This window comes from Amycolatopsis sp. NPDC023774, from assembly GCF_040639695.1.
In the GTDB taxonomy this organism is placed as follows: Bacteria; Actinomycetota; Actinomycetes; order Mycobacteriales; family Pseudonocardiaceae; genus Amycolatopsis.
On record NZ_JBFAAJ010000006.1, the window covers coordinates 185,126 to 206,204 of the forward strand.

General features: G+C 72.8%; 24 protein-coding genes and 1 pseudogene. 16 read left to right on the plus strand and 9 right to left on the minus strand.

The window, feature by feature from the left end; genetic code table 11:
• Nucleotides 1-18: 18 nt before the first annotated feature.
• The 3 genes from AB0F91_RS17050 (at nt 19) to AB0F91_RS17060 (ending at nt 3,686) form a co-directional block, all read left to right on the plus strand.
• A complete protein-coding gene (locus AB0F91_RS17050; protein ID WP_360598473.1) occupies nt 19-1,509 on the plus strand; it encodes an aldehyde dehydrogenase in 1,491 nt (496 codons plus the stop codon).
• Nucleotides 1,510-1,538: 29 nt separating this feature from the next.
• Nucleotides 1,539-2,717 carry an LLM class flavin-dependent oxidoreductase gene (locus AB0F91_RS17055; protein ID WP_360598474.1) on the plus strand — a complete coding sequence of 393 codons (1,179 nt, stop codon included), beginning with the start codon at nt 1,539-1,541 and terminating at the stop codon, nt 2,715-2,717.
• A 120-nt stretch (nt 2,718-2,837) separates the two neighbouring features.
• A complete protein-coding gene (locus AB0F91_RS17060; protein ID WP_360598475.1) occupies nt 2,838-3,686 on the plus strand; it encodes a helix-turn-helix domain-containing protein in 849 nt (282 codons plus the stop codon).
• A gap of 3 nt (nt 3,687-3,689) precedes the next feature.
• Here AB0F91_RS17060 and AB0F91_RS17065 read toward each other — a convergent pair whose 3' ends face one another.
• Nucleotides 3,690-5,153, minus strand: a complete 1,464-nt coding sequence (locus AB0F91_RS17065) for an amidase (protein WP_360598476.1) — start codon at nt 5,151-5,153, stop codon at nt 3,690-3,692.
• Between the two features lie 176 nt (nt 5,154-5,329).
• On the opposite strand from AB0F91_RS17065, the gene AB0F91_RS17070 reads away from it, so the two are divergent.
• The 3 genes and pseudogenes from AB0F91_RS17070 to AB0F91_RS17080 all read left to right on the plus strand — a co-directional run bounded on the left by AB0F91_RS17070 (nt 5,330) and on the right by AB0F91_RS17080 (nt 6,919).
• Nucleotides 5,330-5,830, plus strand: a complete 501-nt coding sequence (locus AB0F91_RS17070) for a methylated-DNA--[protein]-cysteine S-methyltransferase (protein WP_360598477.1) — start codon at nt 5,330-5,332, stop codon at nt 5,828-5,830.
• A gap of 42 nt (nt 5,831-5,872) precedes the next feature.
• Nucleotides 5,873-6,322 (plus strand): RNA polymerase sigma factor, encoded by a 450-nt coding sequence (locus AB0F91_RS17075; RefSeq protein ID WP_360598478.1) that lies wholly within the window; start codon nt 5,873-5,875, stop codon nt 6,320-6,322.
• Nucleotides 6,319-6,919, plus strand: a pseudogene (locus AB0F91_RS17080) (methylated-DNA--[protein]-cysteine S-methyltransferase). Before AB0F91_RS17075 ends, AB0F91_RS17080 begins: the two are co-directional and overlap by 4 nt.
• Before the next feature lie 9 nt (nt 6,920-6,928).
• On the opposite strand, the gene AB0F91_RS17085 reads toward AB0F91_RS17080, so the two are convergent.
• Complete coding sequence (locus AB0F91_RS17085) at nt 6,929-7,111, minus strand: hypothetical protein (protein ID WP_360598479.1); 183 nt, start codon at nt 7,109-7,111, stop codon at nt 6,929-6,931.
• 486 nt (nt 7,112-7,597) lie between these two features.
• Between AB0F91_RS17085 and AB0F91_RS17090 the strand changes: the two genes are divergently transcribed.
• Both AB0F91_RS17090 and AB0F91_RS17095 read left to right on the plus strand, forming a co-directional pair.
• Nucleotides 7,598-7,828 (plus strand): hypothetical protein, encoded by a 231-nt coding sequence (locus tag AB0F91_RS17090; protein WP_360598480.1) that lies wholly within the window; start codon nt 7,598-7,600, stop codon nt 7,826-7,828.
• A 124-nt stretch (nt 7,829-7,952) separates the two neighbouring features.
• Nucleotides 7,953-8,258 carry a hypothetical protein gene (locus tag AB0F91_RS17095; protein ID WP_360598481.1) on the plus strand — a complete coding sequence of 102 codons (306 nt, stop codon included), beginning with the start codon at nt 7,953-7,955 and terminating at the stop codon, nt 8,256-8,258.
• A gap of 6 nt (nt 8,259-8,264) precedes the next feature.
• Here the strand turns inward: AB0F91_RS17095 and AB0F91_RS17100 are convergent, their stop codons facing one another.
• Nucleotides 8,265-8,657, minus strand: coding sequence for a hypothetical protein (locus AB0F91_RS17100; protein ID WP_360598482.1), 393 nt, complete (start codon nt 8,655-8,657; stop codon nt 8,265-8,267).
• Nucleotides 8,658-8,765: 108 nt separating this feature from the next.
• Between AB0F91_RS17100 and AB0F91_RS17105 the strand changes: the two genes are divergently transcribed.
• A complete protein-coding gene (locus tag AB0F91_RS17105) occupies nt 8,766-9,416 on the plus strand; it encodes a response regulator transcription factor (protein WP_360598571.1) in 651 nt (216 codons plus the stop codon).
• A gap of 239 nt (nt 9,417-9,655) precedes the next feature.
• On the opposite strand, the gene AB0F91_RS17110 is transcribed toward AB0F91_RS17105, so the two are convergent.
• Nucleotides 9,656-10,492, minus strand: coding sequence for a hypothetical protein (locus AB0F91_RS17110; RefSeq protein ID WP_360598483.1), 837 nt, complete (start codon nt 10,490-10,492; stop codon nt 9,656-9,658).
• 137 nt (nt 10,493-10,629) lie between these two features.
• Here AB0F91_RS17110 and AB0F91_RS17115 point away from each other — a divergent pair, with 137 nt between their 5' ends.
• The 5 genes from AB0F91_RS17115 (at nt 10,630) to AB0F91_RS17135 (ending at nt 15,935) form a co-directional block, all read left to right on the plus strand.
• On the plus strand, nt 10,630-12,180 hold the full coding sequence (locus tag AB0F91_RS17115; protein WP_360598484.1) for a GAF domain-containing protein: 1,551 nt from the start codon (nt 10,630-10,632) through the stop codon (nt 12,178-12,180).
• A gap of 264 nt (nt 12,181-12,444) precedes the next feature.
• Nucleotides 12,445-13,971: a DUF4389 domain-containing protein gene (locus AB0F91_RS17120; protein WP_360598485.1), complete on the plus strand. Its 1,527-nt coding sequence runs from the start codon at nt 12,445-12,447 to the stop codon at nt 13,969-13,971.
• On the plus strand, nt 13,968-14,567 hold the full coding sequence (locus AB0F91_RS17125; RefSeq protein WP_360598486.1) for a hypothetical protein: 600 nt from the start codon (nt 13,968-13,970) through the stop codon (nt 14,565-14,567). Before AB0F91_RS17120 ends, AB0F91_RS17125 begins: the two co-directional genes overlap by 4 nt.
• Nucleotides 14,568-14,628: 61 nt before the next feature.
• Nucleotides 14,629-14,913: a hypothetical protein gene (locus AB0F91_RS17130; RefSeq protein WP_360598487.1), complete on the plus strand. Its 285-nt coding sequence runs from the start codon at nt 14,629-14,631 to the stop codon at nt 14,911-14,913.
• Nucleotides 14,914-15,200: 287 nt separating this feature from the next.
• Nucleotides 15,201-15,935 carry a GAF and ANTAR domain-containing protein gene (locus AB0F91_RS17135; RefSeq protein WP_360598488.1) on the plus strand — a complete coding sequence of 245 codons (735 nt, stop codon included), beginning with the start codon at nt 15,201-15,203 and terminating at the stop codon, nt 15,933-15,935.
• On the opposite strand, the gene AB0F91_RS17140 is transcribed toward AB0F91_RS17135, so the two are convergent.
• Nucleotides 15,936-16,154, minus strand: a complete 219-nt coding sequence (locus AB0F91_RS17140; RefSeq protein ID WP_360598489.1) for a hypothetical protein — start codon at nt 16,152-16,154, stop codon at nt 15,936-15,938.
• Between the two features lie 188 nt (nt 16,155-16,342).
• The gene (locus tag AB0F91_RS17145; RefSeq protein ID WP_360598490.1) at nt 16,343-16,960 is read right to left on the minus strand and encodes a helix-turn-helix domain-containing protein; all 618 of its coding nucleotides are present in this window, start codon (nt 16,958-16,960) and stop codon (nt 16,343-16,345) included.
• A gap of 91 nt (nt 16,961-17,051) precedes the next feature.
• On the opposite strand from AB0F91_RS17145, the gene AB0F91_RS17150 reads away from it, so the two are divergent.
• Complete coding sequence (locus tag AB0F91_RS17150) at nt 17,052-17,891, plus strand: SDR family NAD(P)-dependent oxidoreductase (RefSeq protein ID WP_360598491.1); 840 nt, start codon at nt 17,052-17,054, stop codon at nt 17,889-17,891.
• A gap of 3 nt (nt 17,892-17,894) precedes the next feature.
• Here AB0F91_RS17150 and AB0F91_RS17155 read toward each other — a convergent pair whose 3' ends face one another.
• On the minus strand, nt 17,895-18,461 hold the full coding sequence (locus AB0F91_RS17155) for a helix-turn-helix domain-containing protein (RefSeq protein WP_360598492.1): 567 nt from the start codon (nt 18,459-18,461) through the stop codon (nt 17,895-17,897).
• 95 nt (nt 18,462-18,556) lie between these two features.
• Here AB0F91_RS17155 and AB0F91_RS17160 point away from each other — a divergent pair, with 95 nt between their 5' ends.
• Complete coding sequence (locus AB0F91_RS17160) at nt 18,557-19,510, plus strand: SDR family NAD(P)-dependent oxidoreductase (RefSeq protein WP_360598493.1); 954 nt, start codon at nt 18,557-18,559, stop codon at nt 19,508-19,510.
• Here AB0F91_RS17160 and AB0F91_RS17165 read toward each other — a convergent pair.
• Both AB0F91_RS17165 and AB0F91_RS17170 read right to left on the minus strand, forming a co-directional pair.
• A complete protein-coding gene (locus tag AB0F91_RS17165) occupies nt 19,395-20,537 on the minus strand; it encodes an alpha/beta hydrolase (protein WP_360598494.1) in 1,143 nt (380 codons plus the stop codon). The genes AB0F91_RS17160 and AB0F91_RS17165 overlap by 116 nt on opposite strands.
• Nucleotides 20,486-21,013: a hypothetical protein gene (locus AB0F91_RS17170; RefSeq protein ID WP_360598495.1), complete on the minus strand. Its 528-nt coding sequence runs from the start codon at nt 21,011-21,013 to the stop codon at nt 20,486-20,488. The genes AB0F91_RS17165 and AB0F91_RS17170 overlap by 52 nt, the downstream gene beginning before the upstream one ends.
• Nucleotides 21,014-21,079: the final 66 nt, after the last annotated feature.

The window sequence follows — 21,079 nt, forward strand, 5'->3', positions numbered from 1 at the left end:
GCAACGAAGGAGAGGTCGATGACGACCACCTCAGCGCCGCCGCTGGAGGAACTCAAGCTCTTCATCCACGGCAAGTCCGTCGACGCCCGCTCGGGCCGGACCTTCGAGTCGCAGAACCCCTACGCCGGCCAACCGTGGGCCCGGCTCGCGGACGGCGGTCCCGAGGACGTCGACGAGGCCGTCGCGTCGGCCCGGGCGGCGTTCGAGGGCGAGTGGGGCGCGATGACCGGCTTCCAGCGCGCCGCGATCATCCGCCGCTGCGGCGACGCGATCGCAGCCAACGCCGAGCGCCTCGCCCGGCTGGAGGTCAACGACTCGGGCAAGCTGCTGCGCGAGATGCTGGGGCAGCTCAACAGCCTGCCGCAGTGGTACTACTACTTCTCCGGCCTGGCCGACAAGATCGAGGGCCGCACGGTCCCGCCGGTCAACCCCAACTACTTCGGCTACACCCGGCGCGAACCGGTCGGCGTGGTCGGCGCCATCACGCCGTGGAACTCGCCGCTGCTGCTGCTCACGTTCAAGCTCGCCCCCGCGCTCGCCGCGGGCTGCACGATGGTCGTCAAGCCGTCGGAGCACGCGCCGGCCTCCACCGTCGCGTTCGCCGAGGTGCTGCACGAGGCCGGGCTGCCCGCGGGCGTGCTCAACGTCGTCACCGGCTGGGACCGCGCCACCGGCGAGGCACTGGCCAAGCACCCGGGCATCGACAAGGTCGCGTTCACCGGCTCGTCGGCGACCGGCGCCAAGGTCGCGCAGGCCGCGGTGGCGAACTTCAACCGCGTGACGCTGGAGCTGGGCGGGAAGTCGCCGCAGGTCGTGTTCCCCGACGCGGACCTCGACGCGGCCGCCAACGGCCTGGTCGCGGGGGTGTTCGCGGCCACCGGGCAGACCTGCATGGCCGGTTCGCGCTTGATCGTGCACGCCGACGTCCACGACGCGCTGGTGGAGAAGGTCGTCGCGCGGGCCAACGCGATCAAGCTCGGCGACCCGACGGCCGCCGACACCGAAATGGGCCCGGTCGCCAACCGGCCGCAGTACGAGAAGGTCCTCGGCTACCTGCAGGGCGCGGCCGCGGAGGGCGCCACGTTCGCGTGCGGCGGCGAGCCCGACGCCGCTCGCGGTGGCCTGTTCGTGAAGCCGACCGTGGTCACGGGCGTGACGGCGGAGAACACCATCGTCCGCGAGGAGGTGTTCGGCCCCGTGCTGGCCGTCTACCCGTTCCACGACGAGGACGAGGCGCTCAAGCTCGCCAACGACACGCCCTACGGCCTGGCCGGCGCCGTCTGGACGAAGGACGTGCACCGCGCCCACCGCGTCGCCGCCAAGCTGCGTGCCGGGACCGTGTGGATCAACGCCTACCGCGTGATCGCCCCGAACATGCCTTTCGGCGGCTTCGGCGCCAGCGGCATCGGCCGCGAGAACGGCGTCGACGCGATCAACGAGTACACGGAGAACAAGTCCGTGTTCGTCGAGCTCACCGGCGGCACCCGCGACCCGTTCCAGCTCGGCTGAGCCACCACCGTTCCTCGAAGGAGACCACCATGACGCTGACCGCCAACGAACGCCTCGGCCTCGCCCCGACGGACCCGCGCCCGGCCGAGGAGACCCGGCCGCTGGTGGACCGGGCCGAGACGAACCCGCTGTTCGGCGACCAGAAGATGAAGCTGGGCCTGTTCGGCACCAACTGCTCGTACGGGCTGATCATGAGCCACGCCCCGAGCACCTACAAGATCACCTGGGAGCACACCCGCGAGATCGCGCAGCGCGCCGACGGCCTCGGCTTCGACGTGCTCGTGCCGGTCGCGCGCTGGAAGGGCTTCGGCGGCTCGACGAACTTCAACGGCAACTGCTTCGAGACCTACGCGTGGGCCGCCGGCCTGGCCGAGGCGACGGAGCGGATCGCCATCGCGTCGACCTCGCATCTGCCGACCGTGCACCCGATCGTCGCGGCGAAGGCCGCCACCACGATCGACCACATCTCGGGCGGGCGCTTCGCGCTCAACCTGGTGATGGGCTGGGTGCCGCCGGAGATGGAGATGTTCGGCGGCGAGCAGCGCCAGCACGACGAGCGCTACGCGTTCGGCCAGGAGTGGATCGACTACGCCATCCGGCTGTGGACCGAGCCCGGGTCGTTCGACGTCGCCTCGAAGTACTTCCAGGGCAACGACGTCGAGGCCTACCCCAAGCCGCACCAGGCCCCCCGCCCGGCGCTGCTCAACGCGGGCAACTCGCCCGCGGGCATCGAGTTCTCCGCGCGCAACGTGGACATCAACTTCGCCTCGCTCGACACGCTGGAGAACATCAAGGCCTACACCGCGAAGGTCAAGGCCAAGGCCCGCGACGACTACCAGCGCGACATCAAGGTGATGACGTACGGCCTCGTCGTCTGCCGGGACACCGAGGAGGAAGCCAAGCGCGCCTTCCAGCAGGTCGTGGACGAGGGCGACTGGGGAGCCGCGGGCAACGTCATCAAGATCGCCGGGTCGGGTGCGAGCCAGTCGTTCGACCACGCGGTGAAGGAAATGCAGGAGCGCTTCATCGCCGGCTGGGGCGGTTACCCCATCGTGGGAACGCCGGAGCAGGTCACCGAGGAACTCGGCGCGCTCAACGAGGCCGGGATGGAGGGCATGATCTTCGGCCTCATCGACTACAACGAGGAGCTGAAGTACTTCGGCGACAACGTGATGCCGCTGCTGAAGCAGGCAGGTCTGCGCCACTGAGTGCTGCGCCCGGCGGTGCGGCGGCAGACGGGTGGCCGACCCGGCCGGAGCCGAACGCCTCCCCAGGCTTGCGAAAAGCGGCGGTAGGATCACCGGCCGCGATTTGCGAGGATGGATGGTGTGAACAGCCCGGACGAGCTGGCGTCGACGCTGCGGGGCTGGCGGGAACGGCTGGTACCCGGCCGGGCCGGCCTGCCGGTGCACGGGCCGAGACGGGCGCGTGGGCTGCGGCGCGAGGAGCTGGCCGTGCTGGCCGGGCTCTCGGTCGACCACGTCGTGCGCCTGGAACAGGGCCGTGCGCCGGCTCCCGGGGTGCAGGTGTGTGTCGCGCTCGCGCGGGCGTTGCACCTGTCCGACGCCGAGCAGGAACGGCTGTTCCGGCTCGCCGGCCACGAGCTGGGCGGCGGCCGTGTCGGGCGGCTGGTGCCCGAGAGCACGCGGCGTCTGCTGGAACGTCTCGACGACCATCCGATCGCCGTGCACGACGCGATGTGGACGCTCATCGCGTGGAACCGGCAGTGGGTCGCGCTGCTGGGCGAGCCCGCCGCGCGCGGCGACGAGCGCAACGCCGTGTGGCGCCACTTCACCGGTTGCCCGACGCGCGCGGTGCTGACCGCGGTCGAGCGCGAGGACTACGAGACGGCCCTGGTCGCAGACCTGCGGCTGGCGCAGTCGCGTTACCCGCGGGACCCGGACCTGCCGGCGCTGGTCGGCCGGGTGGGCTCGGTGAGCGAGGGGTTCCGCAGCCGGTGGGACACGCCCGGCGTCGACGACCTCGCGCGCCAGCCGACGTGCCTGACCGTGGTGCACCCCGAGGTCGGGCGGCTCGACCTCGACCGCGACGTGCTCGCCAGCCGCCACGGCGACCTGCGCATCGTCGTCTGCACGGCCCGGCCCGGCACCGAGTCGGCCGCGCGGCTCGCGTTGCTCGGCGCCCTCGAGTTCGAGTCGATGGCCCCGCCGGGTTAGGAGCTACCCGCGGTCGAGGTCCGGAGCGGTGAACCCGCCGATCTCCCGCTCCAGCAGCTCGGCCAGGTGCAGGGGAGTGCGGTCCTCGAACATCGGCCCCACGAGCTGGACGCCGACCGGCAGTCCCGCGGGGTCGAGGCCCGTGGGCACGACCGTGGCCGGCAGTCCCGGCAACGTGGCGAGGCCGGCCCACACCAGCTGGTCGCCGTAGGCGTGCTCGGCGCCGTCGACGAGGACGCGCCGCAGCTCCTGGTGCGGCGACTGGTCGTGGGCGAACGCGGGCGTCGGCGAGGCCGGGCAGAGCACCACGTCGTACTCGGCGAACACCGCGCGCCAGGCGTGGCGCTGACGTTCGCGGGCCAGGTCGGCCGCGAACCAGTCGCGGTGGCTCAGCCGGGCCCCGCGCACACGGGCGGCGTCGAGGCTGTCGTCGCACGGAGGGAGGTCGGCCAGCCGCTCGCCGAACCGTTCGTAGACCTCGGCGGGGAAGTTCGTGCCGAAGGTGGCGAACAACAGCCGCAGGTACAGCCGCGCCGACTCGGCCAGGTCGGGCACCGGCCCGCCGCCGCGGTGCACGCGGGCGCCGGCCGCACTCAGCGCGTCGGCCACGCGGGTGAGGCCGGCGCGCACGCTCGCCGACGTCGGGATGTCGGGGTGGTCTTCGAGCACGAGCACGCGGAACTCGTCCAGGCGCTCGTGGCGGGCCGGCGGCAGGCTCAGCTCGAAGGCGACCCCGAACGTGAGCGGATCCGGCTCGGCGAGCAGGTCGAGCAGCACGCCGAGGTCGGCGGCGCTGCGCGCCATCGGGCCGATCACAGCCAGGTCCACTTCGGTCGGCAGCGCGGGGGCCGGCGGCGGTGTGTGGCCCCGCGAGGGCAGCAGCCGGTACGACGGTTTGTGCGCGTAGACCCCGCAGAAGTGCGCAGGGGTGCGCAGCGAACCGCCGATGTCCGAGCCCATCGACAGTGCGCCGAACCCCGCGGCCAGCGCAGCCGCCGAGCCGCCGGACGAACCGCCGGGCGTGCGGGCGAGGTCGAACGGGTTGGCCGTGGTGCCGTATATGTCGTTGTAGGTCTGCAGATCGCCGAGGGCGAGCGGCACGTTGGTCTTGGCCAGCAGCACCGCACCGGCCGCCTTGAGCCGGGCGACGGGCAGCGCGTCGTGGGCCGGGACGTTGCGGGCGAACGCCGGGAGACCCCAGGTGGTCGGCAGCCCGGCCACGTTGAACGACTCCTTGACGGTGATCGGCACGCCGAGCAGCGGACCGTCCTCGCCGCGCGCACGCGCCGCGTCGGCCGCGCGGGCGGCGTCGAGCGCGCGGGCGAAATCGGGGACGCAGATCGCGTTGACGGCCCCGTCGTACTTTCCGATGCGCTCGATCGCCGACTCGGCCAGCTCGACGGCCGTCACTTCGCCGGCGCGCAGGGCCGCAGCGAGCCGCCCGGCCGAAAGCAGGTTCGGGTCCATGCGTTCCTCCCGCGACGTCGGCGCCCGACGGCGACGTTAGCGGCTCGTCCGGACGGTCGTCCCCGACTTCGCCCGACTATCGTTGCGCAGGGGGGAATCGCTCGCCTCGCGGATCTCACGTTTCGGCGCGCCCGCGCGTCTACCCGGTGAGAGGCGACAAGAAGGGAACGGGGGACATGAGCGTTCGGCACACGGTCACGGCGTCGCCGATCGGCGACCTCACTCTGGTCGCGGACGGCACGGCGCTCGTCGGCCTCTACTTCGAAGGCCACCAGCGCGAACCGCGGTTGGGAAGCCTGGGGCCGCGCTCGGACGAGGGCTTCGCCGAGGCGATCGGGCAGCTGGGGGAATACTTCGCGGGCGAACGCCGGGAGTTCGACCTCGAGCTGGCGCCCCGCGGGTCCGGCTTCGAGCGCAAGGTGTGGGACTTGCTCACGAAGATCCCGTACGGCGAGAAGCGCACGTACGGCGAACTCGCCGCCGCGCTGCGCGACCCCGGCGCCGCGCAGGCGGTGGGCAACGCGAACGGCTGGAACCCGATCAGCATCATCGTGCCGTGCCACCGCGTGGTCGGCGCGAGCGGCGGCCTGACGGGGTACGCCGGTGGCATGACCCGCAAGCGGTTCCTGCTGAGCCTGGAGGAGCCGCCCGCCGAGGACGACGGCCGGCTGTTCTGAGCCCGCGCCCGTTCGACGAGCCCGTCGCGGATCACGGGGGCCATGGTGCTGCGAGTCTGCCGGGCGGTGGTCGGTCCGCACGACGCCGAGGACGCGTGGTCCGAGACGTTCCTGGCCGCGATGAAGGCCTACCCCGACCTGCCGGCCGGTGCGAACGTGGCGGCGTGGCTGGTCACCATCGCGCACCGCAAGGCGGTGGACATCACCCGCGCCCGCGCGCACCACGCCGTGCCCGTGGAGCGCACCCCCGACGAGCCGAGCCGCACCGGCCGGCCGGAAGACTGGGACGGGGACCTGTGGCACGCGCTGGCCGCGTTGCGGGACGAGCAGCGGGCGGCCGTCGCGTACCACTGCCTCGGCGGGTTCCCCTACGAGGAGGTCGCCACCATCACGGGCGGCGCCGGGTCGGCCGCCCGCCGCCCGGCCGCCGACGGGGTGAAGGCCCTGCGCGCCGCGTCCCGCCGAGGCGAGCTGGAAGGCGCGGCGCCATGACCACCGATCCGTTCGCCGCGCTGCCGGTGGACGACGAAGCCACGCGGGACCGCCTGCGCGCCAGGCTGATCGCCGCGGCAGAACGCGACGGTCTGCTCGACGTCGCGTATCGCACGGTCGACTCGCCGGTCGACCCACTGCTGCTGGCCGCGACCGGTGCCGGGCTCGTGCGGGTCGCGTTCTCCGTGGAGGACCACGGTTCCGTGCTCGCCGAGCTGTCCGCTGCCATCAGCCCGCGGGTGCTCGCCGCGCCGACCCGTCTGGACGCGGTGTCTCGTGAGCTCGACGAGTATTTCGCCGGCCGGCGCCACACGTTCGACGTCGCGGTGGACCTGAGGCTGGCCAAGGGTTTCCGCCGCGAGGTCCTGCGGCGGCTCGGCGAGATCCCGTACGGCAGCACGCGCAGCTGCTCCGAAGTCGCCGCCGCGGCGGGCAAGTCCCAAGGCGGTGCGCGCGGTTGGCTCGGCGTGCGCGCGCAATCCGGTTCCGCTGGTCGTGCCGTGCCACCGCGTGGTGCGTTGCGACGGCAGCTCCGGGCGGTACCGCGGCGGCGAACACGCGAAACTGGCCTTGCTGGCCTTGGAAACGACCGGCTGACGGGCTTCGTCAGCGGCGGTCCTGGGCGAGGCCGTCGGCGGCGTCGAGACCGAGGATCGCCAGCAGCAGCGCGCAATCGTCGACGTCCTCGGCCGCGGAGGCGACCAGGCGGACCACGTGGCGGCGCTGGTCGTCGGGGAGGTCGCGGGTGCTGTGCAGGTCGGCGACGGACGGCACCGTCGTGCGCTTCACGGCTGCCCGCCAGGGGTGCCGGCGCAGGCGCGTGGGGCAGGGATGGTCATCGGGCCCTCCGTTCATTCGGCCTCGGGGGCCGCCGCCGGGGGCAGGGGCGGGGATCGTTCAGCATATCCCGTTCCGGCGTGCCCGGTGGGGTGACGAGCGATGGGAAAACGCTTCCCCGGGGACCCGGGCGGGGTTCGGGTCCACTGTGGATCTTCAATTCGGACACGGACCGTATCCGGCCGCTCGCCGTAACCACCCGGGTGGCCGAGCGACCACCGGCCTGCGCGCGCCTAATCTGTGAACTTCTTGCCCAGGACCCCGGCAACGGCGATTTTTCACGCGGGATCGGGGTGACCGGCGGTGTCGGGGGACGAGGGTCCGCGCAATCCGTCCGTTGAGGGCGGCGATCTGAAGACCGGAAGCGCTTTCCGAGACTGGCCGCTGCGCCACGGCGGCGGGTACCCGCCGGGCTGGCGGGTGCGGTATCGGTGCCGGGTGCGCCGTGCCACTCGGGAATCCGCAGAACCGTCGTGGCAAGAGAAGACGGGCACGATCGCGGGACGCAGCCTGCGCGACGAGCACACCAGCACCACGTGGGTCCCGGTGCGTCCGCGCGGCACCGCTGCCGACACCCCGGTGAGCCTGGTGCGGGCCACGGACATCCTCGACGCCTGCCCTCCTGCCGAGGGTGCGAACCGGGCCGGGGAAACGCCTTGGCCGCGCTGATGATCCACTGAGGACGGTGCGACTGTTCGGGTGAAAAACCCGGAAAGCGGAAATCATGGGGTAGATTCGCCGACGAGGCCCCGGACCCGGCTTCGCGGTCCTGGGCGGCGAAGGGTGGAGGCGGATGACCAACGGACTCGAGACGGAAACCGGGCCGTTCGCGGTGGGGCGGAAGTTCGCCTACCTGGCACGGGAAGACGACGGCGTGACGGTGCGGACCGGGGTGGTCGCGGGCGAGTGCGTCGACGCGGCCGCGGTTTCGCACGTGCCGATCGTGGACGCCGAAACACCGGATCCACGGTCCAGCAAGCTGGTTCCGGTCACGGACGTCACCGACGCGGCGCAGGGCCGTAACCGCCATTCGGCGGGCAACCGGCCGCGTTCGTTGCCGTGGCGGGTTTTTCACGTCGGGCGCCATCGGCGCGCCTGAGCGGGTTCAGCGTGCGGCGCTGGACCGGATGACGGTCGCCGGGCCGGGCGGGGGAGATTCCACGGAGTCGTCGGGGGCTTCGTGGGCGACTCCCGCTCGGTCGAGGACGGCCGTCACTCCGGGGTTTCCGGCGCGCACGCGGAACCGTTCGCCGTCGAGCGCGGCCACCGAGTCCGGGCCGAGGGCGGTGCACGCCGTCAGGTCCACCACGACGGCGGCCGCCCGCAGGGTCACGGCTTCGGCGAGGTGCGCGGCGAGTACCGCGTCACCCGCGGGACTGAGCGCGCCGGAGACCTCGACGGTCACGAGCCCGCCGCTCACGAGCGTGCGCACCCGGGAAACCCCGGGCAGCGCAAGCATTTGCGGTATATCGGCCTTCGGCTGGTCCTCCACGGACATCCCGTACCTCTCCGGAAACCCGCGGTGGCCGGGGGCTGGGGTCCACGTGGCTACCCGCAGTCTAACCGGCCGGGTGGGGCGTAACCTCGGTCCGTGGACGGACCGCGGTTGATCACCGTCTTCCTCGTCGACGACCACGAGCTGGTGCGCCGCGGCGTGGCCGAGCTCGTGGAGGACGCGGACGACCTCACGGTGGCGGGTCAGGCCGCCTCGGTCGCCGAGGCGCTGGCCCGGATTCCCGCCGTGCGCCCGGACGTCGCGGTGCTCGACGTCCGCCTTCCCGACGGCGACGGGATCCGCCTGTGCCGCGACCTGCGTGCCACCCTGCCCGGCCTGCGCTGCCTGATGCTCACGTCCTTCACCGACGAGCGCTCGATGGTCGACGCGGTCCTGGCCGGCGCCGACGGCTACGTCATCAAGGACATCAAGGGACTCCAGCTCGTCGACGCGATCCGCCGCGTCGCCGCGGGCCACAGCCTGCTCGACGAACGCGCGGTCGCCGCGCTGATGGCGAAGCTGCGCGAGGGCGCCCGCGGCCCCGGTCCGCTCGCCGCGCTGACCGACCAGGAACGCGTGCTGCTGGACCTCATCGGCGAGGGGCTGACCAATCGGCAGATCGCCGAACGGATGTTCCTGGCGGAGAAGACGGTGAAGAACTACGTCTCCCGCCTGCTCGCCAAGCTCGGCGTGGAACGCCGCACCCAGGCGGCGGTCCTGGTGACGGCGGTCCGCGACGAGGAACGCCGGGCCGAGGGGTGAGCCTAGCCGGCTGCCCCGGGAGAGAACGTCCGTTCCCTTCGGGTGGCAGCGGTTTCGGCGGGCGCGGCTTGGGGTGTCGCTGAAACCGCGGCAGCGACGCGCCTGCACCACATCGCGCAGCCGTGCGCCCGACCGCGTTGCCCGGCAGAAGGCGTTGCGCGGGCGAGTGATCCCGGCTGATGGTGAAAGAAGGGACATTCTCTGGGTGAAGGTGACGTGTACGCACTCGGGGCGGGTGATCACGGCCAGCCGCGGGAGAGCGGGCGTTCGTCGCTCGCGACCACGCTGTCGAGGTCGGGGTGGGGTCGCAAAGGGACGGGGGCGCCGTGGCCGAGGCGCAGCAGGGCCTGGGGCCACACGCCACCGCCGAGGAGGCGGCGCAGTTCGCGGCGCCGGGCGGGGGTGAGGGTGTCGGACCAGTGGGCGGCGGACAACCCGGCGGACGCCGCCGTGAGGAGGACGCGTTGCACGGCCTGGCCGGCCTGCAGCTGGGCGAGCGGGGTGTCGTGCAGCGAGCCGACAGCGACCAGCAGCCGGCCGGGCGCCACGGCGAATTCGGTGCACGCGGCGCCCTGGGGAAGCATGATTTCGCACAGCTGCGGCAGTTGCGCGTCGCCGATCGTCGCGAGCCAGGCGCGTTCGAGCTCGGCCGCCTTGCGAAGTTCGCGCTGCACCGCCGGGGGCACCAGGGCCGAGCTGAACGGGTTGCGGTTGCCGCGCCTGAGCCGGATCGCCTCGGCGAGGCGGCGGTCGACCGGCGTCACCGGTTCGAGCCCGCGCGGGCGCACCACGGCAAGCAGGTCCGGCCGCGTGGCGGCGGGCAGCAGCCGCACGTCGGGGTGGCAGCCCTGGGCCTTGACCGCGAGCCGGAGGTTCAGCAGCGCCGCACCGCAGTCCAGCAGCTGCCCGCGGCGGCCGCCCGCGGCCGGGCCGGCGTGGAGCTCGATGGACCCCGGCGTGCACAGGAACCGCCACGGCCGGGTGTCGTGCAGAGGCGGCGGGGTCGTCGCGGCGAGCAGCACGGACCGGACCTGGCGCGCGCTCAGCCGCCCGACGGGTATGACTCCGGACTTCATGGGTCACCTCCGCACCCCGGCCCCCACGCTGCGCCGGCGCACCCGTCCCGGCCTAGTGCCGAACGTCCCGCGCGCCGGGTCCAAGGTCGCCGTTCACGGGTGACCCCGGGCCCGGATCGGTGTGCCACAGTGGCGGGATGCCGGACGTCGACCGGGTACCCGTGACCGCGCCGGCCGGTGACCGTGACCGGCTGGACGCGCTGCTCACGGCCGTTCTCGAGCTGTCCTCCGGCCTGGAGCTGGACGGCACGCTGCGCCGGATCGTGGCGACCGCGGCGGATCTCGTCGATGCGCGCTACGGCGCGCTCGCGGTGCTCGACGCCGACGGCGCCACCACCGGCCTCGTCGTCACCGAACTCGACCCCCTCGACCGCTCGCGGAACCGGGGTGCCGGCCGCACTTCCCTTCGCGTCGCCCTGCGAGCGCGCGGCACGTTGCTCGGACGCCTTCACCTCACCGGAAAACGAAGCGGTACCGGGTTCACTGACGACGACGAACAAGCGCTCGCCGCGCTCGCGGCCGCGGCCGGCATCGCCGTCGACAACGCGCGCCTGTACGAGGAAGCCCGCAACCGCCAGCGTTGGCTCGAAGCCACCGGCGAAATCTCCGCCGCCCTTCTCGGCGGCACCGAGATCAGCGAGGTCCTGCGCCTGATCGCGAGCCGCGCCGCCGGTCTCACCGGCTCCGTCGACGCGCTGATCGCCGTGCCCGCCGGCGAAGACGCGCTCGTCGTCACCGTCTGCGCCGGCCCGGACTCCGACGCCCTGACCGGCCGCCGGATCCTCGTCGCCGGCTCGACGTCCGGTGCCGTGCTGCGCGATCACGTGCCGCGCAGCGTCTCCGGGCTCGCCGTGGACCTGGCCGACGGTCCGCGCGTCGACCTCGGCCCCGCGCTCGTGGTGCTGCTGCGCTCGGGCGAGTCGATCGCGGGTGTCCTGCTCACCGTGCGCGCTCCGGGCGCGGCGCGGTTCGACGAGCAGGAGCTGCAGATCGTGTCCGCGTTCGCCGACCAGGCCGCGCTCGCGCTGCGCGACGCCGGGAACCAGGCCGCCCGCCGCGAGCTCGACGTGGTGACCGACCGCGACCGGATCGCCCGCGACCTGCACGACCACGTGGTCCAGCGGCTGTTCGCGGTCGGGTTGCAGATGCAGGACACGCTGCGCCGGGCGGGGACGTCGGCCGTCGCGTCGCGGCTGGGGCGGCACATCGACCAGCTGCAGGAGGTCATCGAGGAGATCCGCAGCGCGATCTTCGAGCTGCACGTAGCCCCGGGGCGTCGTGGCGGCCTTCGCGCGAGCCTCCGGCACGCCGTCACCGAAACGACCGGCGACTCGGCGATTCGCACCACCGTGCGGCTGTCCGGTCCGCTCGAACGGGTGCCGCCGATCCTCGCCGAACACGCCGAAGCCGTGGTCCGCGAAGCCGTGAGCAACGTACTGCGCCACGCCCGCGCGGACGAGCTGGTCCTCACCGTGACGCTCGGCGAGTACCTCGTGGTCGAGGTGTCCGACACGGGCGTGGGCCTGCCGGCGGGGGTGGCGCGCAGTGGCTTGCTCAACCTGGAGCAGCGCGCGAGGGAGTCGGGTGGCACGTTTCGCGTGGAGTGCCCGTCGTCGGGTGGCACCCGTCTCGTGTGGACGGTCCCCGTGAGCCCGGCTCACGCGGTGGTCTCCGGAGGGTCACGGTGAACCCACCGCGGGCCGCGGCCCTGGTGGGTGCGGTCACAGCGTGCAACACTCGAAGCCTGTCCTTCCCCTTCGGGCACTGCCCGGCGCAGGCTCCGGACCTCGGCGAGGTGGGACTCCACCACCGAGCGCCCGGGAGGTTCCGCGCGGGGCGCGCCCGCGGTGCGCCACCGGCCCACCTCCGGCGGTTCCGGGCAGAGCAGTCCACTTCGGACCGGAGCGGGCATCCGCGGCCTCGCCGGTGGCCGAGGTGAAGGAGGTACGACCGTGCACACCGTCTACCCTGTTCGCGTCGACGCCGAGTTGGACGAACCGTTGTCCCGCTGGCTCTGGCTCGTGAAGTGGCTGCTGGCGCTGCCACACCACCTCATTCTGGCGGCCCTGTGGATTGCCTACCCGTTCGTGGGCCTCGCGGCGTTCTTCGCGATCCTCGTGACGGGCCGCTACCCGCGTTCGCTGTTCGAGTTCACCGTGGGCGTGCTGCGGTGGAGCTTTCGCGTGCAGTACTACTCCTACGCCGCGCTCGGCACCGACCGGTACCCGCCGTTCACCTTCGGCGACGTGCCCGAGTACCCGGCGCGGCTGCAGGTCGAGTACCCGCAACGGCTCTCCCGGGGGCTTGTGCTCGTGAAGTGGTGGCTCCTGGCGCTGCCGCAGCTCATCATCGTCGGGCTGTTCGTCGGCGGCGGCACGTGGCTGTTCACGCGGCCGGGCCGGTACGACTTCACCTGGGCGGCCGGCGGTCTCGTCGGCATCCTGGTGCTGATTGCCGCGATCATCTTGTTGTTCACCGGAAAGTACCCGCGCCCGCTGTTCGATTTCGTCCTCGGGCTCGACCGTTGGGTGCTGCGGGTGGCCGCCTACGTGTCGCTGCTGACCGACCGGTACCCGCCGTTCCGGCTCGACCTGGGCGGCAGCGAACCGGGCGGACCGGCGCCTTGGCCGGAACCGCTGACCCAGCCGCCCTCCGGTTCCGCGACCGAGCCCGGCACGGAGCCGGGGACAACGCCGTTCAGCCCGCCCACGACACCAACCGCGAGCGGATCCGGCCCGGCGGTCACGGGCTGGACGGGCGGCCGCGTCGCCGCCGCCGTCTGCGGCGCGGTGCTCGTGCTGTTTTCCACCGGTCTCCTTTCCGGTGGCAGCGCACTGATGTGGGCCGATCGCAACCAGCGTGACGCCGACGGCTACTTCTCCGGCTCGGCGCCGTTCAACGCTTCGGGTTACGCGCTCGCGAGCGACCCCGTACAGCTGCACGGGCTGGGTACCGGCGGGCCGGACCTCACGGCGATCGTCGGCGACACGCGGATCCGCGCCACCGCCGTCGACGCCACGCAGGGCGTTTTCATCGGCATCGCGCCCGCCGCGGGTGCGGCGCGGTACCTCGCCGGCGTCGAGCACACCACCGTGACCGACTTCGGCGACCGCGGCGCGGTCGGCTTCGACAACCCGGGCGGCGCGCTCGCGACCCCGCCGCAGCAGGCCGGCATCTGGGCCGGGCAGGCGTCGGGCCCCGGCACGCAGTCCGTCGCGTGGCCCGTGCGCGACGGGGACTGGACCGTCGTGGTGATGAACGCCGACGGCTCGCGCGGCGTCGCCGTCGACGCGGAGGCCGGCGCGACCGTGCCGGCGATCGGCTGGTTGTCGGTCCTGCTCGTCGTGGTCGGCGTGGTGTTCCTGGCCGGTGGCGTCGCGTGCATCTGGGTCGCGGCCCGCAGCGCTTCGGGGCACCGGGCCCGCACGCCCGTGCCGGTGGCCGGAGGAGGTTCCGGCGACAGGGGGCGAGCACCGTGACCCGGTCGGCCGAGTGGTTCAGGCGGATGTGGCACGCCCTGCTCCCGCGGGGCGGCGTGGTGGTCCGGCCGTCGGACCGGTTCCAGGCGGCGGTGCTGGCCGCCTTCGTGGTGCTCGCGCTCCTGGCGGTGCCGTTCGCCGGTGTCCTCGGGTCGGAAACCGCCGCACAGCGCGGAAAACAGGCCATCGAGGAAGCGGCGAGCCGCGACCGAGTCGAGGCGACGCTGCTCGTCGACGGGCCGCCGCCGCAGGCTGTCGGCCCCGACGGCGTGCCGGGTGGACCCCAGCCGCGCGACGCCCGGTGGCGGTTGCCCGACGGTGGTTTCCGGGTGGCGCAGGTCGACGCGGAACCACTGACCAAGGCCGGGGACACGGTCGTGGTGTGGCTCGACCGGGCCGGCGACCCGGTGCCGCCGCCGCTCGACCCGCGCACGGCCTCGGTCGAGGGCGCGATGACGGGATTCGGTGCGTGGGCAGGCTTCTGCGCACTGCTGAGCCTGCTTTACGGCGTCCTCGTCTTCGGGCTCGACCGCCGGCGGCTCAGCCGCTGGCAGCAGGAGTGGACGCTGGAGCTGGACCGCAAGACGCGGTCCTGACCGGGAGACGAAGCAGGACTGGAGAAACGACCGGAGAAAGGCGGGATGGCGGATGCTCACCATGACCCGATCGGCGATCGCGGCGATCGACCGGATCACCGAGGCCCACCAGGTCGGGCGGCGTGGCGGCTGCCGCCTGCTCCTCGACGGGCCGCCCCGGGCCGGGGCGGCGGTCGAGGTGGAGGTGGCGACGTGCCCGGCCAAGGGCGACGATGTCGTCGCGATCGACGACACGCAGCTGTTCCTTTCGCGCGAGGCCAGGGTGGGGCTCGCGGAGAAGGTCCTCGACGTCCGGGAGGACCTGGAGGGCCACTACACCTTCCTGATCGCGAACGCCCGCCGGTGACGGCGGAAATCGACACACCGCCGGCCGGCGTGGGTGAGGGCTGCGACGACGCCGGCTGCCGGAGTGCCGTGCGCGCGCCGACCCGGTGGCTCGACTGCGCCGCGGCCCTCACTGGGTGAGGGACCGCGTGCGGAATCCCGCGCGCGTGCGCTGGATCCTGAACTCGTCGCCGGCTCGGCGCCGGGAAATCCGCCGGGCGTCCGGCGTGCCGATCGCCCGGCGTTGGACGTAGCGGAGGAAAAAGGACCAATATGGGTACAACGGGCGAGATGGGGGAGGTGGCCGCGATGGGTGACCGAGAACGGCTGATGATCAACGCGTTCGTCTCGATGGCCGACACACTGGTCGACGAGTACGACGTCACGGAGCTGCTGCACATCCTGGCGCAGCGCTGCGTCGAGCTGCTCGGCGTCGGCGCCGCCGGGCTGACGCTCGCGGACGAGCGGGGGAGCCTGGAAGTGCGGGCGTCCTCGACGGACCAGGACGGGCTGCGGGAACTGTTGCAGCTCGGTGCCGACGAGGGGCCGGGCGTGGACTGCTTCCGGACCGGGGCGGCGGTACACGCGGCCTCGATCGGCGCGTACACCCGGCGGTGGCCAGGGTTCGCCGCGGCGGCGCAGCGGGCGGGGTTCGCCTCGGTACACGCGCTGCCGCTGCGGCTGCGCGGGCTGACGATCGGCGCGCTGAATCTGTTCGGCCGCGCGCACGTGCCGGCCGAGGATCTCGAGCTGGCGCAGGGCCTCGCCGACACCGCCACGATCGGGATCCTGCAGGAACGCGCCATCCGTCGCGGCGAGGTGCTTTCGGGCCAGCTGCAGTCGGCGCTGAGCAGCCGCGTGGTCATCGAGCAGGCGAAGGGTGTGCTGTCAGTCAGCGGCCGCCTGTCGATGGCCGACGCGTTCACAGCGCTGCGCCGGTACGCGCGCAGCAACAACGCCCGGCTCAGCGAAGTAGCCCGCTCGCTGGCCGAACGCGAGCTCGACCCGGCCGTGGTGCTGACGCGGGCGTACCGCAAGAACTGATCACGAGTTCGCCCGCTCCGCCGGGGCTTTCTCCCCGGCGGCCGGCGTCAGCCCGGAACCGACTGTCCCGTGTGGACTCTCCGGGCCCCGCGCCCGGACGCGGTCGATCATCCGCTGCGCCTCGGCCTCGGTGAACCGGCCCTGGCGCACGTAGCCGACGATGGCGGCCACGGTGCTCAGGTGCGGTTCGGCGATGCCCGTCAAGTCCACGGAATCCATGGCGGCCCCTCACTGCGCTGGCTCTCGCCGCCGGGGGCAGGGGCGGCTCTTCGCACCCTACGCGCTCGGTGCGCCGTTGTGCGGGACCCGGACACACCTTCCACGGCAACGATTTCAGCGGCTCCGGCCCGCCGCAGGGCAGCGCTGGCAGGAAAAATCCCCGCCGACATCGGGAAAACCGGTGGGGATCAAGCCTTCCCGGCGGGGGCGACGGCGGCCATCGCCCGGTCGAGGCACACGGCGAACGTCTCCTGGGCCCCGCCGGCGAGCCACGCGTGCTGCGCGGCGAGCAGGCACGAGAACGCGGCGCCGGTGACAGCGGGCAGCGCCGGGTCGGTGGGGTCGGACGGCGCGCCCCGGGTTTCGGCGCGTTCGCGCAGCACGGTCTCGGCCGCGGCCGCCATGCGGTGCAGCTTCTCGAGGTAGCTCGCCAGCAGAGCGGGCGTCGCGAAGACGATGCGCTGCATGGGTTCGGCGACCTCGTACTTGCCGGGTGCGTCGACGTAGGGCACGAGCAGGTCGAACACCCGGCGCAGCGACGTCCACGCCGGCTCGTCGAGCGGGCGCTCGCGCAGCCGCTCGACCATCGTCTCGGCCAGCACCTCGAACTTGCCGACGATCAGGTCTTCCTTGGTGGGGAAGTAGCGGAACAGGCTGCGCCGCGACAGGCCCGCGGCTTCGGCGACGTCGTCCATTGTCGTGCGCTCGTAGCCGTGTTCGACGAACAGCCGCTGTGCGGCCTCGGTGATGTCCTGCTGCACGGCCCGGCGGGTCCGTTCGCGCAGGCCGGGGGGGTGGTCGTTCACCGGGCCACACTAGCAGCGAGTGGCACATTTGGCACTGGGTGCCACAAGTGGCGTACAGTGCCGGGTGGGGAGTTCGAGAACGAGGAGCGTCATGTCCGAACCGAAGACGATCGTGATCACCGGTGCCAGCGACGGCATCGGTGCGGCCGCGGCCCCCCGCCTGCACGCCGACGGCCACCGGGTCGTGGTCGTCGGGCGCTCGCCCGCCAAGACCGAGGCGGTCGCCGGGGAGCTCGGGGTCGAGCACCACACCGCCGACTTCGCGCGCTTCGCGGACGTGCGACGCCTGGCCGCCGCACTCGACGCGACCCACCCGCGTATCGACGTGCTCGTGAACAACGCCGGCGGCATCTTCGGCGACCGGGCGAAAACGACCGACGGATTCGAGAAGACGCTGCAGGTCAACCACCTGTCGCCGTTCCTGCTCACCACACTGCTGATGGACAAGCTGCTGGCTTCGCGTGCGTCACTGATCCAGACTTCGAGCTCCGGCGCCCGGCTCTTCGGGGACCTGCGCCTCGACGACCTCGACCACGACGCGGCCTTCACTGCGCACAAGGCCTACGGCACCGCGAAGCTGTCGAACATCCTGTTCACGCGCGAGCTCCACGCCCGGTTCCACGCCCGGGGCCTGTCGGCGGCCGCATTCCACCCCGGTGTCGTCACCACGGCCTTCGCCACCGAGAGTGCCAGCTTCTTCAGCCTGATCTACAAGAACCCGCTCGGCCGGATGGCCATGGTGAGCCCCGAGAAGGGCGCGCGCCAGCTGGTCTGGCTGGCGACGACGGCGCCGGGCGTCGAGTGGGAGTCCGGCGTGTATTACGAGCGCGGCAAACCCGCGCGGCGCGTGAACCCGCGGGCGAACGACGACGAACTCGCCCGCCGGCTGTGGGACCGTTCGGCCGAGCTCGTCGGGGTGAAGACCGCCTGAGGCTCAGCGGGGCCGGAGCCCCGCCACGACCAGGTCCAGCAGCCGGGTCGCCAGCTCGCGCTGGTCTTCGTGGTCCGAGATCAGGGTGACCCCGCCGATCGCCATCATCACGTCGTCGGCCGGGACATCGGCGCGCAGCGTGCCGGCCTCGGCCGCGGCGGTCAGCATGCGCTCGATCGCCGCGCGCAGCAGGTCGCGGCTGTGCGTGCGCAGGCCCTCGCGCGCGGCGAGGATGCCGGGCAGCGCTTCGGCCATGCCGTTCTTGGTGAGCATGTAGTCCACGAACCGGTCCATCCACGCGCGCAGCGCGGCGTCGGGTGCCAGCTCGGCGAGCAGGTCCGCGGCGGATGCGGCCAGGCGCTCGGTCTCGCTGCGGTAGGTCGCCTCCACGAGGTCTTCCCGTGCCGGGAAGCGCCGGTACAGCGTGGCGATGCCGACGCCGGCCTCCTTCGCGATGGCCTTGAGTGAGGTGTCGGCCCCCGGGCGGGAAAACGCGCGCGCCGCGGCCTCGAGGATGCGGTCCTGGTTCTCCTGCGCGTCGGCCCTCAACGACCGCCCGGTGTTCGTCACGCCACTCCTTTCCGCTAAGTGGACCCGAATCCGCTTATAGTCGTAAGTGGAACCGGCTCCACATACGAGACTAGCGGAGCAGAGAGGACAGCACCATGACCCAGCGAGTGACCACGCCCTTCGGCGCGACGTCCACGGCGGCCGAGGTGAGCGCCGGGGTCGACCTGAGCGGCCGGCGCGCCGTCGTGACCGGGGCGGCTTCGGGGATCGGCGAGGAGACGGCCCGCGCGCTCGCGTCGGCCGGCGCGGAGGTGATGCTGGCCGTGCGCGACGTGGCAGCGGGAGATCGGGTGGCGCGCGAAATCGTGGCGAGCACGGGCAACCCGGGCGTGCACGTGGCCGCGCTGGATCTCGCCGACCCGGCCTCGGTGAGCGCGTTCGCGGGGGCCTGGGAAGGGCCGCTGCACATCCTGGTGGCCAACGCCGGCGTGATGGCCACACCCGAGCGGCGGACGGCGCAGGGCTGGGAGCTGCAGTTCGCCACCAACCACCTCGGGCACTTCCAGCTGGCCACCGGCCTGCACGGCGCGCTCGCCGCGGCGGGACACGCCCGCGTGGTCGTGGTCAGCTCGGTGGGACACGTCAACGGCGAGGTGCTCTTCGACGACGTCTCCTTCACGCGTACCCCGTACGAGCCGTGGGCGGCCTACAGCCAGTCGAAGACGGCCAACATCCTCTTCGCCGTCGAGGCGGCCCGGCTCTGGGCGGTCGAGGGGATCACGGTGAACGCGCTCAACCCGGGCCGCATCTGGTCCACGAACCTCGGCCGGCACAGGGAGAACCCGCCTTCGGCCTTCGATCCCGCCGGCGCGACCGGGGTGTCCGTGAAGGACATCCCGCAGGGTGCCGCGACCTCGGTGCTGCTCGCGGCGTCGCCACTGGTGGAAGGAGTGACGGGGAAGTACTTCGAGGACTGCCAGGAGTCCGAGCCGTTCACGGAGGGCGTGCGGCGCGGCGTCGCGGACTTCGCGCTCGACCCGGCGAAGGCGCGGCGGCTGTGGACGCTCTCGGCTCGGCTGCTCGCCGAGGCGGGGTACCCGGTCGGGTGATCCGGCGCCGGTATGGTGCCCGTGCACCACACCGGCGCGGGCCGTCACTCGCGCAGGAACGTGAGCAGTTCGACGTTGAAGGCGGCGGTGTGGGTGACGTTGAGGCCGTGGGGGCGTCCTCGACCAGCACGAGCCGGCTGTCGGGAATGGCCTCCGCGGCCCGCTTCCCGCTGATCTCGAACGGCACGATCGCGTCCGAGTCGCCGTGGATCACCAGCGTCGGGATGGTGAAGGCCTTCAGGTCGTCGCGGAAGTCGGTCTTGGTGAACGCGGTGGTGCAGTCCAGCGTGCCCTTCGGCGACGCGAACGCGGCGATCGCGGTGTTGTACGCGCGCACCGACGGGCTGACCAGTTCAGTGCGGCCCTTCACCGCGAAGAAGTTCGTGACAAACCCCTCGACGAACCCGAGCCGGTCGGCGCGGATGCCGTCGTGGAACGAGGTGAGCAGCGCCTGGTCGAAGCCGCCCTCGGGGTTGCCGTCTTCCTGGTACAGGTACGGCGGCACGGCCGCGGCGAACACGGCCTTGGCGATCCGGGTGGTGCCGTAGCGGCCGACGTAGCGGGCGACCTCGCCGCCGCCCATCGAAAACCCGACGAGCGTGACCTCGGACAGGTCGAGGGTCGTGAGGAGCTGGTCGAGGTCGTCGGCGAAGGTGTCGTAGTCGTAGCCCTCCCACGGCTGCGACGACTGCCCGAACCCGCGGCGGTCGTAGGTGATCACGCGGTAGCCGTCGTCGACGAGCGCCGGCACCTGCGCCTCCCACGAGCGGCTCGACAGCGGCCAGCCGTGGATCAGCACGACCGGACGCCCCGCGCCGTGGTCTTCGTAGTAGAGCTCGATCGGAGTGGGTGCGGAGCCTCCGGACGTGGCGTCGTGGCCGGCACCGGTACCGCCGAGGTGAACGGTAGTCCGGCGCGGTGGTGTGGCGGCGGTACCGAGCCCGGTGAACTTCCGCGGCGGACCGCGTGCGCCGGCTACGTCGTCGTCGGTGTGCTCGGGGTGCTCGGTGTGCGCGAGCCGCCGCACACGGAGACGACGGCGCTGACCGCCGTGGCGACCTGCGTAGCGGCCGTGCGCAGCGCGGTGACGTCGAGCGGCTGGGTCGTCAGCACGTCCTGCAGCTGCTGGAGCGCCGTCCCGGCGGCGTCGAGGTCGGACTGCGCTTGCGGCCCGAGCACGTCACGGGCGGCGTCGAGGGAGGAGCGCAGGTCACGCGCCGCGGTGGTCACCTCGTCGCGGCTCGCCTGGCCGGCGACGAGCGAGGCCGTCTTGGTCGCGAGGTTCCGGCCCGCCGTGGCGACCGCAGCGCACTCGACGCTCCCTTCGCCCGAGGTCGGCGCGGGCGACGCCGGGGCGGACACCGCACTGGACGGCGCCGGCGTCTGTCCACTTTGGTCGCCCGAGCACGCGGCGGTCACCGCGAGCGCGCCGAGCAGCGCCGCGACGGCCGCGAGGGCCCGCCGCGCCTGGGGGTGGCGTCCGGCGCCGGTTTCCTCGGCCACGTCCGCCTCCTCGTCTGCGTGCCGACGGTGGTCTGTCCGCCATGGTCGCGGCCCGGGCCGTTCGCC

Excerpts from the sequence above, each read along its gene's own strand:
- AB0F91_RS17050 (WP_360598473.1), top strand. The coding sequence starts at position 19 with ATGACGACCACCTCAGCGCCGCCGCTGGAGGAACTCAAGCTCTTCATC.
- AB0F91_RS17055 (WP_360598474.1), top strand. The coding sequence starts at position 1,539 with ATGACGCTGACCGCCAACGAACGCCTCGGCCTCGCCCCGACGGACCCG.
- AB0F91_RS17065 (WP_360598476.1), bottom strand. The coding sequence starts at position 5,153 with ATGGACCCGAACCTGCTTTCGGCCGGGCGGCTCGCTGCGGCCCTGCGC.
- AB0F91_RS17070 (WP_360598477.1), top strand. The coding sequence starts at position 5,330 with ATGAGCGTTCGGCACACGGTCACGGCGTCGCCGATCGGCGACCTCACT.
- AB0F91_RS17075 (WP_360598478.1), top strand. The coding sequence starts at position 5,873 with ATGGTGCTGCGAGTCTGCCGGGCGGTGGTCGGTCCGCACGACGCCGAG.
- AB0F91_RS17095 (WP_360598481.1), top strand. The coding sequence starts at position 7,953 with ATGACCAACGGACTCGAGACGGAAACCGGGCCGTTCGCGGTGGGGCGG.
- AB0F91_RS17100 (WP_360598482.1), bottom strand. The coding sequence starts at position 8,657 with ATGTCCGTGGAGGACCAGCCGAAGGCCGATATACCGCAAATGCTTGCG.
- AB0F91_RS17110 (WP_360598483.1), bottom strand. The coding sequence starts at position 10,492 with ATGAAGTCCGGAGTCATACCCGTCGGGCGGCTGAGCGCGCGCCAGGTC.
- AB0F91_RS17115 (WP_360598484.1), top strand. The coding sequence starts at position 10,630 with ATGCCGGACGTCGACCGGGTACCCGTGACCGCGCCGGCCGGTGACCGT.
- AB0F91_RS17130 (WP_360598487.1), top strand. The coding sequence starts at position 14,629 with ATGACCCGATCGGCGATCGCGGCGATCGACCGGATCACCGAGGCCCAC.
- AB0F91_RS17135 (WP_360598488.1), top strand. The coding sequence starts at position 15,201 with ATGGGTGACCGAGAACGGCTGATGATCAACGCGTTCGTCTCGATGGCC.
- AB0F91_RS17140 (WP_360598489.1), bottom strand. The coding sequence starts at position 16,154 with ATGGATTCCGTGGACTTGACGGGCATCGCCGAACCGCACCTGAGCACC.
- AB0F91_RS17150 (WP_360598491.1), top strand. The coding sequence starts at position 17,052 with ATGTCCGAACCGAAGACGATCGTGATCACCGGTGCCAGCGACGGCATC.
- AB0F91_RS17160 (WP_360598493.1), top strand. The coding sequence starts at position 18,557 with ATGACCCAGCGAGTGACCACGCCCTTCGGCGCGACGTCCACGGCGGCC.